General features: G+C 68.6%; 24 protein-coding genes and 1 tRNA gene. 11 read left to right on the top strand and 14 right to left on the bottom strand.

Translation table 11 applies throughout. The features are described 5' to 3' along the window. Positions 1–143 precede the first annotated feature (143 nt). On the top strand, positions 144–1376 hold the full coding sequence (gene tyrS, locus EJI01_RS18760; RefSeq protein ID WP_126838646.1) for a tyrosine--tRNA ligase: 1233 nt from the start codon (positions 144–146) through the stop codon (positions 1374–1376). A gap of 14 nt (positions 1377–1390) precedes the next feature. Here the strand turns inward: tyrS and EJI01_RS18755 are convergent, their stop codons facing one another. Next, positions 1391–1708: a hypothetical protein gene (locus EJI01_RS18755; RefSeq protein ID WP_126838645.1), complete on the bottom strand. Its 318-nt coding sequence runs from the start codon at positions 1706–1708 to the stop codon at positions 1391–1393. Continuing rightward, complete coding sequence (locus EJI01_RS18750; RefSeq protein WP_126838644.1) at positions 1705–2169, bottom strand: FecR domain-containing protein; 465 nt, start codon at positions 2167–2169, stop codon at positions 1705–1707. Before EJI01_RS18750 ends, EJI01_RS18755 begins: the two co-directional genes overlap by 4 nt. Positions 2170–2262: 93 nt before the next feature. On the opposite strand from EJI01_RS18750, the gene EJI01_RS18745 reads away from it, so the two are divergent. Together EJI01_RS18745 and dtd are read left to right on the top strand one after the other, a co-directional pair. Continuing rightward, positions 2263–3219, top strand: coding sequence for a cation diffusion facilitator family transporter (locus EJI01_RS18745; protein ID WP_126838643.1), 957 nt, complete (start codon positions 2263–2265; stop codon positions 3217–3219). Further along, a complete protein-coding gene (dtd, locus tag EJI01_RS18740; protein ID WP_126838642.1) occupies positions 3216–3659 on the top strand; it encodes a D-aminoacyl-tRNA deacylase in 444 nt (147 codons plus the stop codon). Before EJI01_RS18745 ends, dtd begins: the two co-directional genes overlap by 4 nt. Positions 3660–3662: 3 nt before the next feature. Here dtd and ybeY read toward each other — a convergent pair whose 3' ends face one another. Continuing rightward, positions 3663–4115 carry an rRNA maturation RNase YbeY gene (ybeY, locus tag EJI01_RS18735; RefSeq protein WP_126838641.1) on the bottom strand — a complete coding sequence of 151 codons (453 nt, stop codon included), beginning with the start codon at positions 4113–4115 and terminating at the stop codon, positions 3663–3665. Position 4116: 1 nt separating this feature from the next. Further along, positions 4117–5064: a PhoH family protein gene (locus tag EJI01_RS18730; RefSeq protein WP_126838640.1), complete on the bottom strand. Its 948-nt coding sequence runs from the start codon at positions 5062–5064 to the stop codon at positions 4117–4119. A 34-nt stretch (positions 5065–5098) separates the two neighbouring features. Here EJI01_RS18730 and ruvA point away from each other — a divergent pair, with 34 nt between their 5' ends. Then, entirely contained in the window at positions 5099–5671 is a 573-nt protein-coding gene (gene ruvA, locus EJI01_RS18725; RefSeq protein ID WP_126838639.1) for a Holliday junction branch migration protein RuvA, read from the top strand. Positions 5672–5673: 2 nt separating this feature from the next. Here the strand turns inward: ruvA and EJI01_RS18720 are convergent, their stop codons facing one another. Genes EJI01_RS18720 through EJI01_RS18695 form a run of 6 tightly spaced genes read right to left on the bottom strand, consistent with a single transcriptional unit; the run spans position 5674 to position 11502 of the window. Next, on the bottom strand, positions 5674–6627 hold the full coding sequence (locus tag EJI01_RS18720) for a phosphatidate cytidylyltransferase (protein WP_126838638.1): 954 nt from the start codon (positions 6625–6627) through the stop codon (positions 5674–5676). Next, positions 6624–7319, bottom strand: coding sequence for a lysophospholipid acyltransferase family protein (locus tag EJI01_RS18715; protein WP_126838637.1), 696 nt, complete (start codon positions 7317–7319; stop codon positions 6624–6626). The genes EJI01_RS18720 and EJI01_RS18715 overlap by 4 nt, the downstream gene beginning before the upstream one ends. A 29-nt stretch (positions 7320–7348) precedes the next feature. After that, positions 7349–7786, bottom strand: coding sequence for a hypothetical protein (locus EJI01_RS18710; protein ID WP_126838636.1), 438 nt, complete (start codon positions 7784–7786; stop codon positions 7349–7351). After that, the gene (locus EJI01_RS18705; protein WP_126838635.1) at positions 7779–9113 is read right to left on the bottom strand and encodes a phosphatase PAP2/dual specificity phosphatase family protein; all 1335 of its coding nucleotides are present in this window, start codon (positions 9111–9113) and stop codon (positions 7779–7781) included. The genes EJI01_RS18710 and EJI01_RS18705 overlap by 8 nt, the downstream gene beginning before the upstream one ends. Continuing rightward, a complete protein-coding gene (locus EJI01_RS18700) occupies positions 9110–10870 on the bottom strand; it encodes a bifunctional alpha/beta hydrolase/class I SAM-dependent methyltransferase (RefSeq protein ID WP_126838634.1) in 1761 nt (586 codons plus the stop codon). The genes EJI01_RS18705 and EJI01_RS18700 overlap by 4 nt, the downstream gene beginning before the upstream one ends. 14 nt (positions 10871–10884) lie before the next feature. Continuing rightward, the gene (locus EJI01_RS18695) at positions 10885–11502 is read right to left on the bottom strand and encodes a CDP-alcohol phosphatidyltransferase family protein (RefSeq protein WP_126838633.1); all 618 of its coding nucleotides are present in this window, start codon (positions 11500–11502) and stop codon (positions 10885–10887) included. Positions 11503–11617: 115 nt separating this feature from the next. On the opposite strand from EJI01_RS18695, the gene ruvB reads away from it, so the two are divergent. The 4 genes from ruvB (at position 11618) to EJI01_RS18675 (ending at position 15816) form a co-directional block, all read left to right on the top strand. Then, the gene (ruvB, locus tag EJI01_RS18690) at positions 11618–12673 is read left to right on the top strand and encodes a Holliday junction branch migration DNA helicase RuvB (protein WP_126838632.1); all 1056 of its coding nucleotides are present in this window, start codon (positions 11618–11620) and stop codon (positions 12671–12673) included. A 14-nt stretch (positions 12674–12687) separates the two neighbouring features. Continuing rightward, positions 12688–13641: a CDF family Co(II)/Ni(II) efflux transporter DmeF gene (dmeF, locus tag EJI01_RS18685; RefSeq protein ID WP_126838631.1), complete on the top strand. Its 954-nt coding sequence runs from the start codon at positions 12688–12690 to the stop codon at positions 13639–13641. An 88-nt stretch (positions 13642–13729) separates the two neighbouring features. Continuing rightward, positions 13730–14608 carry a UDP-2,3-diacylglucosamine diphosphatase gene (locus EJI01_RS18680; protein ID WP_126838630.1) on the top strand — a complete coding sequence of 293 codons (879 nt, stop codon included), beginning with the start codon at positions 13730–13732 and terminating at the stop codon, positions 14606–14608. An 8-nt stretch (positions 14609–14616) separates the two neighbouring features. Further along, positions 14617–15816 carry a glycosyltransferase gene (locus tag EJI01_RS18675; protein ID WP_260602518.1) on the top strand — a complete coding sequence of 400 codons (1200 nt, stop codon included), beginning with the start codon at positions 14617–14619 and terminating at the stop codon, positions 15814–15816. Here EJI01_RS18675 and EJI01_RS18670 read toward each other — a convergent pair. Beyond that, positions 15810–16001, bottom strand: a complete 192-nt coding sequence (locus EJI01_RS18670) for a hypothetical protein (RefSeq protein ID WP_126838628.1) — start codon at positions 15999–16001, stop codon at positions 15810–15812. The genes EJI01_RS18675 and EJI01_RS18670 overlap by 7 nt on opposite strands. 152 nt (positions 16002–16153) lie before the next feature. Between EJI01_RS18670 and EJI01_RS18665 the strand changes: the two genes are divergently transcribed. Then, positions 16154–16363 (top strand): hypothetical protein, encoded by a 210-nt coding sequence (locus EJI01_RS18665; protein WP_126838627.1) that lies wholly within the window; start codon positions 16154–16156, stop codon positions 16361–16363. 8 nt (positions 16364–16371) lie between these two features. Here the strand turns inward: EJI01_RS18665 and EJI01_RS18660 are convergent, their stop codons facing one another. From EJI01_RS18660 to EJI01_RS18650, 3 genes are all read right to left on the bottom strand, one after another. Continuing rightward, the gene (locus tag EJI01_RS18660; RefSeq protein WP_126838626.1) at positions 16372–16554 is read right to left on the bottom strand and encodes a DUF3606 domain-containing protein; all 183 of its coding nucleotides are present in this window, start codon (positions 16552–16554) and stop codon (positions 16372–16374) included. 117 nt (positions 16555–16671) lie between these two features. After that, a tRNA-Met gene (locus EJI01_RS18655) sits at positions 16672–16748 on the bottom strand. Positions 16749–16779: 31 nt separating this feature from the next. Then, on the bottom strand, positions 16780–18312 hold the full coding sequence (locus EJI01_RS18650; protein ID WP_126838625.1) for a vWA domain-containing protein: 1533 nt from the start codon (positions 18310–18312) through the stop codon (positions 16780–16782). Between the two features lie 136 nt (positions 18313–18448). On the opposite strand from EJI01_RS18650, the gene EJI01_RS18645 reads away from it, so the two are divergent. Both EJI01_RS18645 and EJI01_RS18640 read left to right on the top strand, forming a co-directional pair. Next, on the top strand, positions 18449–19117 hold the full coding sequence (locus tag EJI01_RS18645) for a sigma-70 family RNA polymerase sigma factor (protein WP_126838624.1): 669 nt from the start codon (positions 18449–18451) through the stop codon (positions 19115–19117). Then, positions 19114–20256 carry a hypothetical protein gene (locus EJI01_RS18640; RefSeq protein ID WP_126838623.1) on the top strand — a complete coding sequence of 381 codons (1143 nt, stop codon included), beginning with the start codon at positions 19114–19116 and terminating at the stop codon, positions 20254–20256. Before EJI01_RS18645 ends, EJI01_RS18640 begins: the two co-directional genes overlap by 4 nt. Positions 20257–20258: the final 2 nt, after the last annotated feature.

Genomic DNA, 20258 nt, shown 5'->3' with positions numbered 1-20258 from the left:
CTCAGGTCAGCAAATCCGCGCTGCAAAGGCCGTGTCGGACGGGCGGCAGGACGGTGCGGAAAAAAAGCGCCGCTTAGAATCCGGCGCTTGAAAAGTCGGGCTGAGTATAGCTTCGGCCATAGTCAAATCAGCCAAAAAGCGCCATGAATCCCGATTTTGTTACAACCGCAAGCCTCTCCGATGGTGTAGGACGAGCCCTCGAAATTTCACTTCGTGGGGTCGACGAGTTGCTGCCCCAGGACGAGTGGGTGAAGAAGCTCCAGCGCGCCGAGGCGACCAGCAAGCCGTTGCGGATCAAGCTGGGCCTGGACCCGACGGCGCCCGACATCCATATCGGCCACACGGTGGTGCTCAACAAGATGCGCCAGCTGCAGGACCTCGGCCACACCGTGATCTTCCTGATCGGCGACTTCACGACCACCATCGGCGACCCCTCCGGCCGCAACAGCACCCGGCCGCCGCTCACGCGCGAGCAGATAGAGGCCAACGCCCAGACCTACTACCGGCAGGCCAGCCTGGTGCTGGACCCCTCGAAGACCGAGATCCGCTACAACTCCGAGTGGAGCGACCCGCTGGGTGCGCGCGGGATGATCCAGCTGGCGGCCAAGTACACCGTGGCGCGGATGATGGAGCGCGACGACTTCAACAAGCGCTTCAAGGCCGGCCAGTCGATCTCGGTGCATGAGTTCCTCTACCCGCTGATGCAGGGCTACGACTCGGTGGCGCTCAAGTCCGATCTCGAACTGGGCGGGACCGATCAGAAATTCAACTTGCTCATGGGGCGGCATCTCCAGGAAGAGTATGGCCAAGAGCCGCAGTGCATACTCACCATGCCGCTGCTGGAAGGGCTCGACGGCGTCGAGAAGATGTCCAAGAGCAAGAACAACTACATCGGCATCAGCGAGGACGCCAACACCATGTTCGCCAAGGTGCTGTCGATCTCGGACACGCTGATGTGGCGCTGGTACACGCTGCTGAGCTTTCGCTCGCTGGCCGAGATCGCGGCGCTCAAGGCCGAGGTCGAGGGCGGCCGCAATCCGAAGGATGCCAAGGTCGCACTCGCCAAGGAGATCACGGCGCGCTTCCACAGTGCCGCCGCGGCGGAGGCGGCCGAGCAGGACTTCATCAACCGCAGCAAGGGCGGCGTGCCGGACGAGATTCCCGAGGTAACGCTCTCGGGTGCGCCGCTGGGCATTGCCCAGGTGCTCAAGCAGGCAGGGCTGGCGGCCTCGACCTCGGAGGGCAACCGGCTCATCGACGGCGGCGGCGTGCGCGTCGATTCGAGCGTGGTGAGCGACAAGGGGCTCAAGCTGGCGGCGGGCAGCTATGTCGTGCAGGTCGGCAAGCGCAAGTTCGCGCGCGTCGACTTGAGCTGAGCCGGGCCTGCTCTTCAGCGCACTGCGGTGTGGTCCGGGGGCGGCAACAGCTCGAAGAGCAACTTGTGCGCGGCCCGCACCCTGGCCGGATCGGCCTGGTCGACCACCGGCGCGCCGCGCGTGGCGGTCGTGGCGCGCTGATAGGATTTCGAGAGCGTCTCTTCGACGTCGCTGTTGCTGCGCACGACCAGGGCCGAAGAGCTGCCGTCGGCTTGCGGCAGCAGCACGACCCGCGTGGACGAGGTCGAGGGTGGCGTGCCGGCGCAGGCCGCCAGCAGCGCAGCCGACAGAACGGCAACGACAAGCCCGGCGAAAAGGCGAGACGTGCTCACTGCTGCGCGCCCGCCTGCACGATGAAGTCCGTGCCGCGGATGCCGATGGTGGCGGTCTGCGTCTCGACGCGCACGGCATCGGGCTGGGTCTTGCCGATCAGGCCGGTCACCATGCGCAGCGATCCGCGAAGCAGCGAGACCAGCAAGCCGCCGTCGCGCGTGGCCGGATCGAAGTGGAACTGCTTGAGGTCGAGCCGGGACGACGGCCCCACCACCATCCTCGTGCCGTCGCGCAGCACCAGGCTGGCGGCCGAGTCGGCCTCGGTCACGATGCGGTCGATCGGTGCGATGGCGTCGCCGGCGTGCGCCGGACGCGCGGTGCCGTCGGTGTCGAGAAGCTGAACGCTGCCGCGCACCGCCTTCAGCATGCCGGCATGCTCCGCGGCCGGCGCCTGGGCCAGGGCGCCGGCGCTGGCGAGCAGAAACGGGCCGCACAAGCTCATGGCCAAGCGTTTCTTCATGCGCACTCCTATCCGGGTTTCGTGTTCCTGCACATGGTAAGCGAGCCGCGCACCGCGGCCGTGCCCCGATAATTCGCCACCTTCCCGCGGCGCATGTCTCGTTTGTCCTCGTCTTCCACCGGTCGTTCTCCGTCGCCTGGCGCGTTCAGTCCGCGCTTGCTGCTGCGCATTTCGATCGCCGTCGCGCTGGTCACGATCGTGCTCAAGGGCTCGGCCGGGTGGCTGACCAACTCCATGGGCCTGATCTCGGACGCCATGGAGTCCTTCGTGAACCTGGCGAGCGCCATGTTCGCGCTCGCGATGGTCACGATCGCCGCACGGCCGGCCGATGAAGACCATCCCTATGGCCATCACAAGGCCGAGTACTTCTCTTCGGGCTTCGAAGGCATCCTGATCATCGGTGCGGCCATCGCCATCCTGTGGGCGGCCGTGGCACGGCTGCTTTCGCCCGAGCCGCTCGAGCAGCTGGGCTGGGGCCTGGCGCTGTCGATCCTCAGTTCGGGCTTCAATGCCGCATTGGCCTTCGCGTTGTTCCGGGCTGCGCGCACGCATCGCTCCATTGCGCTGGAAGCCGATGCACGGCATCTGCTCGCCGACGTCTGGACTTCGGCCGGGGTCGTGATCGGCATCGCGGCGGTCGGGCTGACCGGCTGGCTCTGGCTCGATCCGCTGCTGGCGATCGGCGTCGCCTTGAACATCGCGCGCGAGGGGGTGAAGCTGGTGTGGCGCTCGTCGCAGGGGCTGATGGACGAGGCACTCGACCCCGAGTCGCAGGCGCTGCTCCACGCCACGCTGGAAAGCTTTGCCGCCAGCGTGCCCGAGGGCGTGCAGCTTCGCTTCGACGACATCGCGACACGCCGTGCCGGCCAGCGCCGCTTTGCCGACCTGCACATGCACGTGCCCGGCGACTGGTCGCTCGAGCGCGCAGCGGGCTTGCGCGATGCGCTCGAGCAGGCGCTGATGGATGCGGTGCCCGGCCTGCGCGTCACCATCCAGTTGCTGCCGCTGGGCATGGAAGCGCGCGCCACGCAGATCGAGGACGACGCGTGAAGGCGCTGCTCCAGCGCGTGGCCGAGGCGCGCGTCGACATCGGCGGCCGCACCGTCGGCGCCATCGAAGCAGGGCTGCTCGTGCTGCTGTGCGCGGAACGCGGCGACGGTGACGTCCTTGCCGATCGCCTGCTCGCCAAGATCCTGAAGCTGCGCATCTTCTCGGACGAGGCCGGCAAGATGAATCGCAGCGTGCAGGACATCGGCGGTGGCCTGCTGGTGGTGAGCCAGTTCACGCTGGCGGCCGACGTGAGCGGCGGCAATCGCCCCAGCTTCACGCAGGCGGCGCCGCCCGACGAGGGGCGCCGGCTGTACGAGTACTTCGTGGCCCGGGCGCGCGCCGCGCATCCGGTGGTGGCTACCGGCGAGTTCGGCGCCGACATGCAGGTGCGGCTGGTGAACGACGGGCCGGTCACCATTCCGCTGCAGATCTCGTCTTGAGCTTCAGTAGGGGTTCTTGATGCCGAAGCGCGCGAGGATCTCGATCTCGCGCGCCTCCATGGCCTCGGCATCGGCCTCGCCGCTCTCGTGGTCCCAGCCCTGCGCATGCAGCGTGCCGTGTACCAGCAGGTGCGCATAGTGCGCCGCCAGCGTCTTGCGCTGTTCCTTCGCTTCGCGCTCGACCACCGGCGCGCAGAGCACCAAATCTGCCATCACGACGGGGCTCTGCGCATAGTCGAAGGTCAGCACGTTGGTCGCATAGTCCTTGCCGCGGAACTCGCGGTTGAGCTGCTGGCCTTCCTCGGCGTCGACGATGCGTACGGTGATCTCGCCGTCGGCGTCGAGCGCATGGCGAATCCAGCGCGCTACCCGGTGGCGCGGCAGCGCAGCGCGATGGCGCGCGACCTCGCGGAAGCGCGCGAATTGCAGCGATAGGCTCAGGTCCGCCAATGCCATCTCAGCGGGCCGAAGTGCGTTTGCGCGCGCCGTCGTAGGCATCGATGATCCGCGCCACCAGCGGATGCCGCACCACGTCGCCGCTGTTGAAGTGCGTGATGGCGATGCCGTTGACGCGCTTGAGCACGCGCTCGGCGTCGATCAGGCCGCTGAGTTGCGCCTTCGGCAGATCGATCTGGCTCACGTCGCCGGTCACCACCGCCTTGGCGCCGAAGCCGATGCGCGTGAGGAACATCTTCATCTGCTCGGGCGTGGTGTTCTGCGCTTCGTCGAGTATCACGAAGGCGTTGTTGAGCGTGCGTCCGCGCATGAAGGCGAGCGGTGCGATCTCCAGCGTGTTGCGCTCGAAGGCCTTTTGCACGCGATCGAAACCCATCAGGTCGTAGAGCGCGTCGTACAAGGGCCGCAGGTAGGGGTCGACCTTCTGCGTCAGGTCACCGGGCAGGAAGCCGAGCCGTTCGCCGGCCTCCACCGCCGGCCGCGTGAGCACGATGCGCTGCACCGCGCTGCGCTCCAGCGCATCGACCGCGCAAGCCACCGCGAGGTAGGTTTTGCCGGTGCCGGCGGGACCGATGCCGAGCGTGATGTCGTGGTTCGCGATGTTGTCGAGGTAGACGCTCTGGTTCGGCGTGCGCGCACGCAGGTCGGCGCGGCGCGTGGCGAGCGTGACGGCGCCGTCCGCGGCCTCGCCCATCGAACTGTCGCCCGCCAGCGTGAGCTGTACCACGGCCGCGTCGATCGGCCGCTGGGCGATCTCGTAGAGCGCCTGCAGGACTTCCATCGCGCGCTGCACGTTGACCTTGGGTCCGTCGAACTTGAACTGTTCGTGCCGGTGCGCGATCTTGACGCTGAGTGCCTCCTCGATGCGCCGCAGGTGCGCGTCGAGCGGCCCGCAGAGGTGCCCCAGGCGTGTGTTGTTGGGCGGAGCGAAGGTGTGTCGCAGAATCACGCGGATTTCAATTCAAAAAGCGAGAAGGGCACCCATGATAGGCAAACTCACCGGCATCCTGGCCGAACGCAATCCGCCGCAGGTAGTGGTGGACTGCAACGGTGTCGGCTACGAGGTCGACGTGCCGATGAGCACCTTCTACAACCTGCCGTCCACCGGCGAGCGCGTTTCGCTGCTCACGCACTTCGTGGTGCGCGAGGACGCGCAGGTGCTCTACGGCTTCGGCAGCGCCGACGAGCGCGCCACATTCCGCCAGCTCATCAAGATCTCGGGCGTCGGCCCGCGCATGGCCCTGGGCGTGCTCTCCGGCCTCAGCGTGGCCGAGCTCGCGCAAGCCATCACGCTGCAGGACGCCGGGCGCCTGGTGAAGATCCCCGGCATCGGCAAGAAGACTGCCGAGCGGCTGCTGCTCGAACTCAAGGGCAAGCTGGGTGCCGACATCGGCATGCCTGCGCATGCGGCGACGGACGCGCAGGCCGACATCCTTCAGGCGCTGGTGGCGCTGGGCTACAGCGACAAGGAGGCCGCCGCCTCGCTCAAGGCCTTGCCCAAGGACGTGGCGGTGGGCGAGGGGATCAAGCTGGCGCTGAAGGCGCTGGCCAAGTAGGGCTACGGCACCCACCAGTAGCGGAGGGCGTGAAAGTAGATCGGCGCCGCGAAGATCACCGAGTCGAGCCGGTCGAGCATGCCGCCATGCCCTTCGATCATCGTGCCCCAGTCCTTCACGCCGCGGTCGCGCTTGATGGCCGACATCACGAGCCCGCCGAAGAAGCCCATCACGCAGATGGTCAGCGCCATCAGCGCCGCCTGCCACGGGTTGAAGGGCGTGGCCCAGTAGAGTGCGGCGCCCAGCGCTGTGGCGCTGGCGACGCCGCCGACCAGGCCTTCCCAGGTCTTCGACGGCGAGAGCTCGGGCGCCACCTTGCGCCGGCCGAGGAGCTTGCCCCAAACGTACTGCAGCACGTCGCTGCCCTGAACCACGATCACGAGGAAGGCGATCAGCAGCAGGTTGCGGCCCTCGAAGCCGGGAATCTGCAAGGTGAGCAGCGCCGGCACGTGGCTGATGCAGAACACGCAGACCATCAGTCCCCATTGCACCTTGGACGTGCGCTCGAGGAAGCGCTTGGTGTCGCCGCCCACGGCGGCGAGGATCGGCAGCACCAGGAAGGCGTAGACCGGAATAAAGATCGAGTAGAGCCCGTACCACTCGATCCAAATCAGGAAGTACTGCACCGGCAGGGCGACGAAGAAGGCCAGCGCGATCGCATGGTGGTCGCCGCGCCGCGTGTAGGCCAGGCTCATGAACTCGCGCAGGGCGTAGAACGAGATCAGGTAGAACAACACGATCACGCCGCCCTTGCCGAACGCGAAGGCAACGCCGATCACCGCGACCATGATCCACCACGCGTTGACGCGCGAGTTCAGGTTGTCGATCACCGAATGCGGCAGGCCCTGCGCCACGCGCCACTTGAGCAGCGCGCCGATGGCCGAGGCGAGGATCAGCACGCCGGCGACGCCGCCGAAGAGCGCGAGCGTGGTCTGGGTGGCGGCAGAGATGTTCATGATGGCGAGATCTCTTCCGCACGGTCGTACTCGGGCCGCAGGTCGAGCATCGCTGCGCGCGCCCGCGCAATGAACGCGTTCTTGTCCTCGCCTTCGGCCAGGCTGATCGGCGCGCCGTAGCGCACGCTGCAGGCGAGCGGGATCGGCACCAGCGTGCCCTTGGGCAGCACGCGCTTGAGGTTCTCGATCCACACCGGCACCAGCCGCACCTGCGGGCAGGCGCGGGCCAGGTGGTAGAGCCCGCTCTTGAGCGGCAGCAGCACCTCTTCGCCGATGTTGCGCGTGCCTTCGGGAAACATGATCAGCGAGTCGCCGGAGCGCAGCGCGTCCGTCATCTGGTCGACCGGGTTGGCCGCTTCGCCGCCGCCGGCGCCTTTGCCGTCGCGGCGGATCATCAACGCGTTGAACACGTCACGGCCGATGAAGCGGCGCAGCGGCGATGCTTCCCAGTAGTCCTGTCCTGCCACCGGCCGCGTGAGCGCGCGCAGGTCCGGCGGCAGCGTGGCCCACAGCAGCACGAAGTCGCCATGGCTGGTGTGGTTGGCGAAGTAGAGCGTCTGCTCGGCCTTCGGGGCGGTGCCGGCCCAGATGGCGCGCACGCCGGTCAGGAGCTTGGCGAAGACGACGATCAGCCAGGCGCAGGCAATGGCCGCCGCCTTGCGCAGGCCGCCCGGTTCTAACGAAGAACTCATGACAACTCCTCGGGATTCATGCGTGGGCCTCAGCGCCAGTCCTGCATCGCAAGCGCCATCGCGAAGACGATGGTCTGCGCGATGACGGCGATGCCGTGGCGCTGCATCAGTTGGCGGCTGCCGAGCACGCGGTCGGCCAGCGGGCGCGACGCGTCGGCATTGCGCCGCAGGCCGAGCTGCTCGAGCGCGCGGTCCATCGAGGGCAGCGATGCGATCGTCGCTTTCGCGAGGCCGTCGAACAGCGTGGCGTCGAGTCGCAGCCGCAGCGCGAGATAGCGTTCCGGCAGCCCGATCAGCGTGACGGCCGCGTAGGCGATCCAGGCGGCCGAGCCCAGCGAGCGACCGGTCAGGGCCAGCACCAGGGCCGAAATGAAGGAGAGGGCAAGGCCCCAAAAGGCGAGCGCCTCGCTGGCACGCAGCAACCCGGCCGTGGCTGAGCACAGTGCGCGGTCGTTGTCTTCATTCATCGCGAGTCTTTCCCGAGGTGGCCAATCGATCGAGCGCGGCGAGCCAGGCCGGGCGCAGCACGATCTGCGGGCGCGCGCGACGCACCACCTCGTGCGCGCCCGCCATCGTGCCGGCGGCGCCGTGAAGCCCGAGCCAGCCGATCACCGAAGCCGCGCTGCGCGAGAAGCCGAGCGCGCAGCAGACCCACACCGCCTGGCCGCTGCGGCGCTGGCCCTCGACGACGGCAACGGCGCGCTGCAGCCGCAGTGCCGTCGGCACGGTGAGGTCGAGCATCGGCACGCAGCGTGCGCCGGGCACCGGCAGCGTCTGCAGTTCGGCGCAGAGGCTCAGCAGCCGCGGCCGTCCCGCCGCCTCCCATTCGCCGCGCGTCGGCAGACGGCCGAGGCGCAGCCCCGGCGCCACTTCGACTGAAGCGGGCAGTCGCCGTGTCCAGAGCCAGGCGTTGACGGCGGCGCCGAGGCGGTAGGGCGCGAACAGCCAGCGCGCGGCCCACTGCATGCGGCCCTCGCGGTCCATCTGGAAGCCGCGTGCGTCCAGGCCCGCATAGTTCAGCGCCACCAGCGCGAGCGACAAGGCTGGCCACATCAGCCAGAGCGGGACGCCGCGCATGTGGAGGGCAGCAGCGAAGAAGAGCAGCGCGCCGGCTGCGTAGGAGCCGGCCAGCTTCCAGCGCTGCGGATCGCGCGCGAGTCGCCAGGCCCGCGGCATCGCCAGTACGCGTTCGAGCGGCCAGAGCCAAACGCAGAACAGGCCCAGCAGAGCGCCGGTGGGAATGTCGATGAAGTGGTGCTGCCAGGTGGTGAGCACCGAGGCGCAGATCGCGAAGGCCCAGACATGCAGCGGCGCGCGCAACCAGCGCGCGTGGAGCAGGCGCCGGTACCAGTCCCACAGGATCACGGCCAGCGCGATGTGCAGCGAGGGCGCCTGGTTGAAGGGCTGGTCGAAGCCGCGCAGCGCATCGAACAGGAAGGCCGGCGCGCCCTCGACTGCCGGCTGGCCGAAACTGAAGCGCAGCGGCCAGAGGATGAAGCAGCTCACTGCAACGGCCTGCGCCGTCAGCAGCCGTGCCGCATGCCGGTCCAGCGTGTGGCGGTCGCGCGCGAGGTAGAGCGAGAGCGCATAGAAGGCATTGATGGTCCAGTACGGGAAGATGGTCCAGGGCCAGAAGGGCACGCCCCGCTCCCACTCGAACACCAGCACCGGCACATGGGTGCGCGTCGCGGCCCACCAGTTGGCGAAGCCGTAGGTGGCATAGAACAGAGGACCGAGCAGCGCCAGCCAGGCGGCGGCGCGCTTCCAGGGCCGTGGTCCGCGCACGGGTTTCATGGACCGGTGCGGATGGCCAGCGAGACCGTGAAGATGCCCCATTCGTCGATGCGCTGGTCGATCTTGCGAAAACCCGCCGCCTCCACCAGTTGGTCCATCTCGGCCTGCGTGCGCCGCCGCATCACCCAGGCCTCGCCCTGGCGGTGGCTGGTGAGGGCGCGCGCGATCATCTCCAGTTGCGGGTGCCAGGGCTGGCCGGTATAGACCAGGTAGCCGCCGTCCTCGACCGCATCGCCGACGCCGGCCAGCGAGCGGCTCACCATCTCGTTGTCGGGGAAGAGCTCGTAGAGGCCCGACACCACCGCCAGCGTGGGCCGCGGCAGCACGCTCGCGAGACTCAGGCGATCGAAGGCGTCGGCCTGAACGAACTGCGCGACGTCTTCCAGGCCCTTCTCTGCGATCAGCGCGCGGCCGTCGCGCACGTTGATGTCGCTGTAGTCGCGCAGGAGGATCGAACTGGCCTTGACCGGGCTGGCCTGCACCGCATCGAGCACATAGCGGCCGTGGCCGGCGGCGATGTCCATCAGACGCACTTCGCGGTGCTTCTCGGCCAGCCGTTCCATCGCTTCGCAGAGCAACTCTTCGACGTGGATCTTGCGCTGACGGATGCCGCGCCAGCCGATGGAATCGAGATAGGTCCTGTCGATGGCGCGGCCGATCGGGCCGGCGCCTCTGGGCTCGTTGCGATAGACGTAGTCGAGCGTGCTGCCCGAGTCGAAGCCCGTCTGGTGTCCCAGCTCGACGCCGCGCGACAGCAGGCCACCAAAGCGCAGGCTGCCACGGGTGATCGCCCAGTAGGCGCCGCGCGGCGACCACGGAGACAGCGGCTCGACGAGCGCGCGCGATTCATCGGCGGTCTCGCCGCTCTGGTGCGCCGAGCGCAGGTCGACGGCTTGCGGCGCCTCGTCGAACAGGCGCAGGATGAATGCGCGGATCGCCTGCACCGCGGGTGCGCGATCCTTCTCGCCCAGCGTGTCGTGGAAGAAGCCGGGCAGCTCCGTCTTCGTCTTGATCGCGCTGCCGACGCGGTCGAAAAACGTGTGCTGCGGCTGGTGATGCACCACCCAGTCCGCGCCGGAAATCAGCAGATGCACCGGCAGCGTGATCGCATTGGCATCCGCCACCACGCGATCGGCCGCTTCGTAGAGGCCGAGCAGGATGTTGACCGCGATCGGCCGCGAGATCAGCGGATCGTTTTCGTAGCTCGCGATGCGCGCGGGGTCGTGCGTGAGGAACTTCGCCTTCACGTAGCTGTTGACGAAGAACAGCCCGCGCAGCTTGTGCATGAGGCCCAGCCCAGCGCGCGCAAAGGGCACGTAGAGCTTGACCTTGAAGGCCGGCGAGGCCAGCGTCAGCCCGCGCACCCGGGGCGCGTAGTCGTGCGCCCAGGTCGCGACCAGCACCGCGCCCACGCTCTGCGCGATCACGTGGATGTCCTCGGGCGGTACGCCGTGCGCGCTGGCGATGTGCTGGATGAAGGTCTGCACGTCGCGCACCGAGGTCGCGAAGCTCGGGCTGTAGCCGCGCTGGCCCGGAGACTTGCCGTGGCCGCGCGCGTCCCATGCGAAGAAATCGAAATCCGGCAGATCGAGCTCGTCGACCAGGTGTGCCATACGCGCGCCGTGCTCGTGGCCGCGGTGGAACAGCACGATGGCGCCCCGCGGCGCGGCGCCGGTCGCCGGCCAGTGCCGATAGAACAGCGACACCCCGTCGTGCGTGTTGAAGTGGTGTTCGTGCGGCACGCGGGCTTCTGTCATTCGGGTTTCTCGTCTCAGGTGCGGGCTGCGGCGGCGGCTTCGAACAGCGCGCGGCGGATGCGGTTGACGACGGTCCAGGCCACCAGCATCGCGACGATCGGCATGAGCCATGCGCTCCAGGCCGGCAGCGGTCCGCCGAGCGCGACGTAGAGACCCAGCGCACCGAACACGAAGGCGCGGTCGCTCTTGCCGAGCGGGCCGTCGTAGCGGCGCGAGGCGCCCACCGTCGGGCCCAGCGCGCCCGTGAATTCGCAGAGGCCCGCGAGCACGATCACGGTGCCGACCCAGAAGGGGCTGAAAGGCGCGACCAGCGCGAAGGGCAGGTAGAGCGCGGCGTCGGACAGCACGTCGGTCAGCTCGTTCAAAAAGGCACCGAGCGCGCTCTGCTGGTTGTGCTCGCGCGCCAGCATGCCGTCGATCGCATTGAAGGCCATGCGAAGGAACATCCAGAGCGGGATCAGCGCGAAGGCGGCCGGGGAGGGCGCGGCGAAGAAGAGCCAGAGGCCGAGCGCGACCGAGATCGCGCAGGCCGCTATCGTGACCTGGTTGGCCGTGACGCCCATGGCGTGCAGACGCACGACCAGAGGCCGCAGCAGGGCCTGGAATCGCGGCTTCAGTTCGTAGATCGACACCCTTCTCGTACCCTCCTCGGTCGCGCATTCTGCACGAGGGGCCCGCGTCGGAGGACGGCGATCTGCCCTCGGATGGCCGTTCGGCCGACTAAACTGTCCCTTCAGCCTACCGCCCATGACCATCCAGACCGACGACTTCGCCCCGGCCCCGCAACGCGTGGTCTCCGCCGCGCCCGCATCGCCCAACGAAGAGGCGATCGAGCGCGCCCTGCGGCCCAAGCTGCTCGACGAGTACGTCGGCCAGGCCAAGGTGCGCGAGCAGTTGGAGATCTTCATCGGCGCCGCCCGCCACCGCGCCGAGGCGCTGGACCACGTGCTGCTCTTCGGCCCGCCGGGCCTGGGCAAGACCACGCTGTCGCACATCATCGCGGCCGAGCTGGGCGTGAACCTGCGCCAGACCTCGGGCCCGGTGCTCGAGAAGCCCAAGGACCTGGCGGCACTGCTCACCAACCTCGAGCGCAACGACGTGCTCTTCATCGACGAGATTCACCGCCTCTCGCCCGTGGTCGAGGAAATCCTCTATCCGGCGCTGGAGGACTACCAGATCGACATCATGATCGGCGAGGGCCCGGCCGCGCGCAGCATCAAGCTCGACCTGCAACCCTTCACGCTGGTCGGCGCCACCACGCGCGCCGGCATGCTGACCAACCCGCTGCGCGACCGCTTCGGCATCGTCGCGCGGCTGGAGTTCTACACGGCCGAGGAGCTGGCGCGGATCGTGCGCCGCAGCGCCGGCCTGCTGGCCGTGCCGATGGACGACGCCGGCGGCCTCGAGATCGCGCGCCGCTCGCGCGGCACGCCGCGCATCGCCAACCGCTTGCTGCGCCGCGTGCGCGACTACGCGCAGGTCAAGGGCGACGGCCGCATCACCGAAGATTTGGCCCACAAGGCGCTGGCCATGCTCGACGTCGACCCGCAGGGCTTCGACCTGATGGACCGCAAGCTGCTCGAAGCCGTCATCCACCGCTTCGACGGCGGCCCGGTCGGGCTGGACAACATCGCGGCCAGCATCGGCGAAGAGGCCGGCACCATCGAGGACGTGATCGAGCCCTACCTGATCCAGCAGGGCTATTTGCAGCGCACGCCGCGCGGGCGCATCGCCACGCTGGCCGCGTACCGGCACCTGGGCGTCGCCGTACCGCAGCGCGACGGCGACATGTTCGGCAACTGAGGAGTCTTTTTTTCATGCACACGCACGATCTCAGCGGGTGGCAGCACGAACACCGGTTCCAGGGCGACAGCCACGCCGCCGAACGCAGCACGCGGCTCGTGATGTGGATCACGGCCGCCGCCATGCTGCTGGAAATCGGTGCTGGCTGGTGGTTCAACTCGATGGCGCTCCTGGCGGACGGCTGGCACATGAGTTCGCACGCGGTGGCCATCGGCCTCAGCGCCTTTGCCTATGCAGCCGCCCGGCGCTATGCCGGCGACCGCCGCTTCGCCTTCGGCACCTGGAAGATCGAAGTGCTGGGCGGCTTCGCGAGCGCGCTGTTCCTGCTCGGCGTCGCTGCGTTGATGGTCGTGGGCTCGCTGGAGCGGCTGTGGGCGCCGACCGCGATCCACTACAAGGAAGCGATCGTCGTGGCAGCGCTCGGGCTGATGGTCAATCTGCTGTGCGCACGGCTGCTCGGCGGGGCGCATCAGCACCACGGGCATGCCCACCACGACCACGACCACGCGCCCGGCCATGACCATGGCCACGACCTGAACCTGCGCTCGGCCTACCTGCACGTCGTGGCCGACGCCGCGACCTCGGTGCTCGCCATCGTCGCGCTCGCCGGCGGCTGGCTTTACGGCTGGGCTTGGCTCGATCCGCTGATGGGCATCGTCGGCGCCGTGCTGGTCGCGAGCTGGGCGCGGGGCCTGTTGATCGACACCGGCAAGGTGCTGCTCGACCGCGAGATGGACCATCCGGTGGTCGAAGAGATTCGCGAAGGCGTGGAGCAGGGGCTCGCGGATTCGGAAACGCGCGTGGCCGATCTGCATGTGTGGCGCGTCGGCCAGGGCGCTTACGCCTGCGCGCTCAGCGTTGTCACGCATTCGTCAACGCTCTCGCCCGATGACGTTCGTGCGACCTTCTCGATGCACGAAGAGATCAGGCATTCGACCATCGAAATCCATCGCTGCCAGGCTGGATGACAGCGCAGCTGCGGCTTTTTTGCACTGTCATTGAAGCTTCACCGCGCCGCCACGGCGCCGTCATCCGCCTTGGCGACGATGACGACCCATGCAACGCGATGAGGCTTTTCTTCGTGCATGGCGCAACACGGCCGACCTGTCCTCCCTCGCGGAAGACGAAGAAAGCTCGCGCCCTCCCCAGCGCTACCGGACCCTCTGGATCTCCGACCTGCACCTGGGCACGCCCGGCTGCCAGGCGAAGGCGCTGCTCGACTTCCTGAAGCACACCGAGTGCGAGACCCTGTTCCTGGTCGGCGACATCATCGACGGCTGGCAGCTGCGTCGCCATTGGTACTGGCCGCAGCCGCACAACGACGTGATCCAGAAGCTCCTGCGCAAGGCGCGCAAGGGCACGCGCGTGATCTTCATCCCCGGCAATCATGACGAGTTCGCGCGCAAGTACCTGCATCACAACTTCGGTGGCATCGACGTGGCCGACGAATGGATCCACGAGACCGCAGACGGCCGCAAGCTCTGGGTCATGCACGGCGACCTGTTCGACGGCGTGATCCAGTGCGCGAAGTGGCTGGCCCACGTCGGCGACTCGCTCTACGAATTCACGCTCAAGCTGAACCGGCATCTCAACTCGCTGCGTGCGCGCCTGGGGCTGCCCTATTGGTCGCTGTCCAAGTACCTGAAGCAGAAGGTCAAGCGTGCGGTCAGCTATGTCGGTGATTTCGAGAGCGCGGTGGCTCGCGAGGCCCGCAAGCGCGGCGTGCAAGGCGTGGTCTGCGGCCATATCCACCATGCCGAGCTGCGCGACATCGACGGCATCCTCTACGCCAACGACGGCGATTGGGTCGAGAGCCTGACGGCGCTGGCCGAGCATGCCGACGGCCGGCTCGAGATCCTGCACTGGACAGAGCACATGCCGGCCGCCACACGTGCCGGGCGGGCCGCTTCCCGGCGCGAACCGGCGCACGCATGACGTGCGCGGTGTCGCCTTCTCCGCGCCTTCAGGCCCAGCGAACCGTCGATCTCGTCTACTTCGACGCCGGCGGCGGGCACCGTGCCTCCGCGCTGGCGCTCGAAGCGGCCATCCGGCGCGAGGGCTTGCCGTGGACCGTGCGGCTGGTCAATCTGCGCGAAGTGCTCGATCCGAAGGACAGCTTCCGCAAGCTGACCGGCATGGATCCGGAGGACGTCTACAACAAGCGGCTGGCCCGCGGCTGGACCCTCGGGCTCACGCACGAGCTCAAGGTGCTGCAGGCCGTGATCCGCTGGGCCAAGCCGAAGCTGCTGCGCCCGCTGCAGCAGCACTGGCTGGCGACCGAACCCGACATGGTGGTGTCGCTGATTCCGAATTTCAACCGAGCGCTCTACGAGTCGGTCGCCTCGGCATTGCCGGGCGTGCCCTACGTGACGGTGCTGACCGACCTGGCCGATCACCCGCCGCACTTCTGGATCGAGAAGGGGCAGGATCAGCACTTCGTCTGCGGCTCGGAGCGCGCCGTGCAGCAGGCGCGCGAAGCAGGCTACGCCGACGAGCGCATCCACGCGACCTCGGGAATGATGATCCGCTCGGCCTTCTACCAAACGCAGCCCATCGACCAGGGGGCCGAACGGGAGCGCCTGGGACTCGATCCGAAGCGCCCGACCGGCCTGGTGCTTTTCGGCGGGCAAGGCTCCAAGGCCATGCTCGGCATCGCGAAGCGGCTGCCCGACACCCAGCTCATCCTGGCCTGCGGCCACAACGAGGCGCTCGCCAAGGCCTTGCGCGCACAACCGGCGCGGGCGCCGCGGCTGGTGCTGGGCTTCACGCCCGACGTCGCCCGCTACATGCAGCTGGCCGACTTCTTCATCGGCAAGCCAGGCCCGGGCAGCGTCAGCGAGGCGGTGCAGCTTCACCTGCCGGTGATCGTCGTGTGCAACAGCTGGACACTGCCGCAGGAGCGCTACAACGCCGAATGGGTGCGCGAGCAGGGCGTGGGCCTGGTGCGCTCGAGCTATGCCAAGGTGCCTGGCGCAGTGGATGAACTGGTCCGCGACCTGGAGCGCTACCGCGCCGCGACCTACAAGGTACGGAACCGGGCGGTGTTCGAGCTGCCGGGAATTCTGCAGGGCATCCTGGCGCGCGCCGAGGCGCCGGCTGGCGCTGAAGAATCGATACCGGGACTGGCGCGAGACGCTCAGTGACCCATGAGGCGCCGAAGCGCCTCGACCACCACCATGCCCAGCGCGACAGCGCCCGCGAAGCCGGCCCACGTCGGGATGCGGCGAGCCGGCTCGTGCGTCAGATGCGCGCGGTTGAGCGGCGCGAGGGAGGAGTAGTCGGACTCGTCCTCGGGCTCGTCCGGAGCATCTCGGTCGGTGGATTTCATGTAGTGCATTTTATTTACTGATCAGGCAGTGCACAGTGAAAAAAGTAGTACTTGATGCTGACTTTTCCATTGGCGACTAGAGCTTTGGTTTTCAAAAGCAGTTAGCATCACCGTCGTCGAACCCGCCATCGGGATCGGCGAAACCGGGGGAAATGACTGTGAAGACACCGTGGATAGCGGTCGCCGGCCTGGCGACGCTGATGCTGTGCATGGCAGGCTGCGAGGGCAGCGGGGCGCCCGCGGCGCAGCCTCGGGACAGCAATGCTTCGACCTCGCCGTCTTCGTCCGCCCCTGCCGTTGCAGCGCGGCAGCACAACGACAAGACGTCCGAATTCCTCAGCGCCTGGCGCCCCAAGAACTAGGGGCGCCGCTATTCGCGCGATGCCAGTCGATCGCGCACCGCGGTCACGTGGTCGCCCACCTTGGAGAGCGCATCCTGCAGCTCGGCCTCGCTGCAACGAAGCTGCTGGCACCAGTACTGCAGCTCGATGGGGTCGAGGGCATTGATCCGGCCGGGGTCCAGCGGCTTGAAATGGCTCAGATCGTCGGGCATTGGCGACTCCTCGGTAGGCGGTGTGCGGCCTGACTTTGTAGGCTCGCGCGCGGCACTTGGCAAGGCAATGAAAAAAAGCCCGCTACCGATGCGGTAGCGGGCTTTCCTTGCTGTACTTGGTGGCTCTTCACGGACTCGAACCGCGGACCTGTGGATTATGATTCCATCGCTCTAACCGACTGAGCTAAAGAGCCGAGCCCGAGATTATAGCCGGCTCCGCGGCGTTCAGCCGGCCTTCGGGAGTTTCGCCAGTTCCTCCGTCACGAGCCGCACGATCAGCCGGTCCAGCGTCTGCACCGAATAGTTGTTCACGTCGTGCACCGTCTCGCGGCCGGGCCCGCTGGCGGGGTTGCTTGCCTCCCTGTAGGTTAGGAATACGAAGCGCCCTCCGGTGAACTGCGCGATCTGGCGCTGCACGTACTCCCCCTGCTTGTCGAGCCCGCTCGCGCCCACGCTGAACACCTTGATGCCCTTGCCGAGTGCGGCCATCATGTCGTCGTCGTATTGCGGACCGCCGTAGTCCAGGTGCGGCGGCGCGTCGGCCAAGAGCACCACCAGCCGGGTCGCGTCGGTGCCGCGCCAGCTCAGCCGGTGCACCGTCTCGTGCAGCGCCTCGTTCATCGCCTCGGGGTAGTCGCCGCCGGCGGCGGCCTGCAGCGCGTCGAGCACCGATTGGAAACTGCCGAGGTCGTTGGTGAAGTCGTGCCGGCGCACGAGAAAGGCGTCGCCGCGATCGCGGTAGGCCACCAGCCCGAAGCAGGTGTCGGGCCGGCTCGGCAGTTGCGCCACCTCGTTGGCGATGGCGTGCAGCGTGCTCTTGAGCTTGCCGATCTCGTCGCCCATCGAACCCGTGGCATCGATCAGGAAGACCAGATCCAGGCGAGCGCGCTGCGGGACGGCAGCCGTATTCAGCACCAGCTCGACCGCGCTTTTCTGCCCGCGGCGCAGGAAGGTCGTGCCCTGCTGGCCGTACTTGCGCACCGCCACCTCGTACACCTGGCTGCCCGAGGGATCGAAGGCGTTGGGATGCAGCCAGGCGCGGCCGGCCGCGTCGGTGCGGGCCCACATGGCGGCGCCGTTCGCAGCCTGCACTGCGACCTCGGCATCGGGCACGGCCGTCCCGCGAGCGTTGCGTACCTGCAGAAGGTAGCGCTCGCTCACGTCGCGCGCGCGGTGCGCGACCTGCGTGCGCTGGCGGAATTGAAGGTAGGCCGAGAAGTCGGCGTTGTCGTCGACCATGCCGGCGGTGACCACCTGCTGTTGCGGCCGGGGGCGTTGAATGGGTGGCGTGCCGGGCGCCGGCGGCGCGAAGCGCGGTGCCTCGGCTTCGGCGGCCAGTGCTTCCCCGGCTGCGCCCGCAGCGGGGGCCGCAGGCGCGGGCATGGCGGCGGCGGCATCGGATGCCGCCTCAGCCGGAGCCGCGCGCCGCGACTTGGCTTCGCGGCCGAGGGGAGCGCGACCTTCACCGTGCCCTGTGTATGCTTCATCGCGCTGGCCGGTGCGCCCCGGCGTTTCGTAGCTCTGCACCGGCCGCGCGCAATGGGTGGCCGAGGGCGCCTCGAAATTCGGCACGGTGCGCGCGATCACGTTCGCCGGCCATTGCGGCGAAGGGAAGTTCGCGGGTTCGGGCTGCGGCGCCGGAGCCGGCCAGCGCGCGGCGCCGGGTGCGATCTCGGTGGCGCCGCACGCGCTCAACAGAAGATGGGCGCACAGCAGTGCGACGAGCGGGCGTCGAAGAAGGTAAAGGCGGGTGGTCATCAGCAGCTCCGGGTTGTGGATGCAGGCTGATACGGTGGGGCGGACCCGGTCGGGTTAAGTCCCGACGATATTTTTTGAGGGGGTGCTAACCCCGAACGACGGCGCAGTCCGTAGAACGTGAGGTGAAAATCTGCCGATGCTTGCGCCCTCCGCTGCGAACCCCGCCCTTCACGACACCATGCCGGACGACCAGCTGATGCTCGCCTATGCCGGCGGCGACGCGGCCGCCTTCGACACGCTCTACGCCCGCCACGAGAGCGCGCTGTTCCGCTTTGTCCGGCGCCTGCTCGGCATGCGGCTCGCGGCCGAGGTCGACGAGGTCTTCCAGGACACTTGGATGCGCATCATCGCGGCGCGCGAGAGCTTCTCGCCGCAGGGCGCGAGCTGGCGCACCTGGGCCTTCACGATCGCGCACAACCTGGCGATGGACCGGCTGCGCCTGAGCGGCCGCGAGGTGGCCTTCTATGCGCACGACGAAGACGGCGATGGGCTCGAGGCCGCGCAGCTGTTCAGCCGCGGCCTACTGAGCGACGGCGGCACCGCATCCGACGCCGCGCATCCTTCGGCCGAGGAGCTCGCGTTCTGGCGCGCCGCCGGCCGCCGCCTGCTGGCCTGCCTCGACGAATTGCCGGACGAACAGCGCGCCGCCTTCCTGCTGCACCACGAAGACGGCTTCACGGTGGAAGCGCTGGCCGACACGCTGGGTGTCGGCTTCGAGACCGTTCGCAGCCGGCTGCGCTACGGCTTGAAGAAACTGCGCGGCTGCATGGAGCGCTACCTGTCTGTGCTGGAGCTTCGCGCATGAACGCCAACGACGATCTTCAAGACGACGCGCTGCGGCGCGCGCTGGCGCATGCGCCGGACCACGCGGCGACGCCCCACTGGCGGCTGCGCAAGGCGATCCTGGAACGGGCGCACGACGCCGTAGGGCCGGCTTCCGCCGCGCAGGAGCCGGAGGCGCTGCCCTGGTGGAAGCGTCTCGTGGGCCTGGGCGATGGCTCGCGCATGCCCTGGAACGCAGCCTTCGCCACCGTGTTGGTCGCGACGCTGGTGACGGTGCTTTGGCAGCGCGAGCCGGTGCCGGGCGTGCGGCCCGACGGCGAGGCCAGGGTCGCCGCGCAGGCGCCTTCCGTGTCCGCTCCGCCGGCGCCGACCGAGCCTGCGCCGCAGCCCGAATCGGCGCCCGTTCCGTCATCGGAACCGGCTTCACCTGTGCTGGAGGCACCGGCAGCCGCCGCGGCGCCGCCGGTACTGGCACGCCCTGAGGCCGATGAAGCCGAATCCAGGAAGAAGGAGACACGCGAGGCGCCTGCTGCTCGGTCCGCAGCGCCTGTCCCGGCTGCGCCCGTCGCGCCGGCGGAACCTTCGGCCGGCGCGGCGGCACGTCCCGCGCCGCGGGACTCCCTCGCCGCCCGAACCCGTCGCGAAGAAGAGGCCGCGGCCAAGCAAGGCTTTGCGCCTCCGGCGAGTCCGCCCGCCGGGCCCGCGGCCCCGGGCGCTGCGGCCGGGGCCGCACGCGCGGCACGCCCTGCGTCTCCGAACGTGCGAACCGAGGCGACGGAGCCGCCCACCTTCGCGGCGCTTTCGCAATGGAATCGCATCACGATCGCACAGCGCGGCGGCGCAAGCCGCAGCCTGTCGCGCGCCGAAGCGCTCGATCTCAATGCGCTGCTGGGATCGGCAGCCATCACCGCGGTCGGCGGACAGCCGTTGGCGGCCACGCCCGAATGGCGCATCTCGCTCGAACGCAACGACGAGGTGCTGGCGGTGTTCGAAGTCGCGCGCGGCCAGGTGCGCTGGCGCGAAGGCCGTGCGCCGCCGGCCACCGGCGCGCCGTCGGCGCCCGCGCTGGCTGCCTTGAACGAGGCGCTGCGCACTGCGGTGCAAGCGCCCGAGGCCGCAGCGCGGCCCGAGGCCGGGCCACCGCCGGCCGCGCCGCGCTAAGG

This window comes from Variovorax sp. MHTC-1 (genome assembly GCF_003984645.1).
Taxonomy (GTDB): domain Bacteria; phylum Pseudomonadota; class Gammaproteobacteria; order Burkholderiales; family Burkholderiaceae_C; genus Variovorax.
This window is presented reverse-complemented; position numbering and strand designations above follow the sequence as displayed.

Coding starts and splice junctions, on each gene's coding strand:
- EJI01_RS18700 (WP_126838634.1), bottom strand. CDS start 10,870: ATGACAGAAGCCCGCGTGCCGCACGAACACCACTTCAACACGCACGAC.
- EJI01_RS18670 (WP_126838628.1), bottom strand. CDS start 16,001: ATGAAATCCACCGACCGAGATGCTCCGGACGAGCCCGAGGACGAGTCC.
- EJI01_RS18715 (WP_126838637.1), bottom strand. CDS start 7,319: ATGAGTTCTTCGTTAGAACCGGGCGGCCTGCGCAAGGCGGCGGCCATT.
- EJI01_RS18660 (WP_126838626.1), bottom strand. CDS start 16,554: ATGCCCGACGATCTGAGCCATTTCAAGCCGCTGGACCCCGGCCGGATC.
- EJI01_RS18665 (WP_126838627.1), top strand. CDS start 16,154: ATGACTGTGAAGACACCGTGGATAGCGGTCGCCGGCCTGGCGACGCTG.
- ruvB (WP_126838632.1), top strand. CDS start 11,618: ATGACCATCCAGACCGACGACTTCGCCCCGGCCCCGCAACGCGTGGTC.
- EJI01_RS18680 (WP_126838630.1), top strand. CDS start 13,730: ATGCAACGCGATGAGGCTTTTCTTCGTGCATGGCGCAACACGGCCGAC.
- EJI01_RS18705 (WP_126838635.1), bottom strand. CDS start 9,113: ATGAAACCCGTGCGCGGACCACGGCCCTGGAAGCGCGCCGCCGCCTGG.
- dmeF (WP_126838631.1), top strand. CDS start 12,688: ATGCACACGCACGATCTCAGCGGGTGGCAGCACGAACACCGGTTCCAG.
- tyrS (WP_126838646.1), top strand. CDS start 144: ATGAATCCCGATTTTGTTACAACCGCAAGCCTCTCCGATGGTGTAGGA.
- EJI01_RS18710 (WP_126838636.1), bottom strand. CDS start 7,786: ATGAATGAAGACAACGACCGCGCACTGTGCTCAGCCACGGCCGGGTTG.
- EJI01_RS18640 (WP_126838623.1), top strand. CDS start 19,114: ATGAACGCCAACGACGATCTTCAAGACGACGCGCTGCGGCGCGCGCTG.
- ruvA (WP_126838639.1), top strand. CDS start 5,099: ATGATAGGCAAACTCACCGGCATCCTGGCCGAACGCAATCCGCCGCAG.
- ybeY (WP_126838641.1), bottom strand. CDS start 4,115: ATGGCATTGGCGGACCTGAGCCTATCGCTGCAATTCGCGCGCTTCCGC.
- EJI01_RS18745 (WP_126838643.1), top strand. CDS start 2,263: ATGTCTCGTTTGTCCTCGTCTTCCACCGGTCGTTCTCCGTCGCCTGGC.
- EJI01_RS18650 (WP_126838625.1), bottom strand. CDS start 18,312: ATGACCACCCGCCTTTACCTTCTTCGACGCCCGCTCGTCGCACTGCTG.
- EJI01_RS18720 (WP_126838638.1), bottom strand. CDS start 6,627: ATGAACATCTCTGCCGCCACCCAGACCACGCTCGCGCTCTTCGGCGGC.
- EJI01_RS18645 (WP_126838624.1), top strand. CDS start 18,449: ATGCTTGCGCCCTCCGCTGCGAACCCCGCCCTTCACGACACCATGCCG.
- EJI01_RS18750 (WP_126838644.1), bottom strand. CDS start 2,169: ATGAAGAAACGCTTGGCCATGAGCTTGTGCGGCCCGTTTCTGCTCGCC.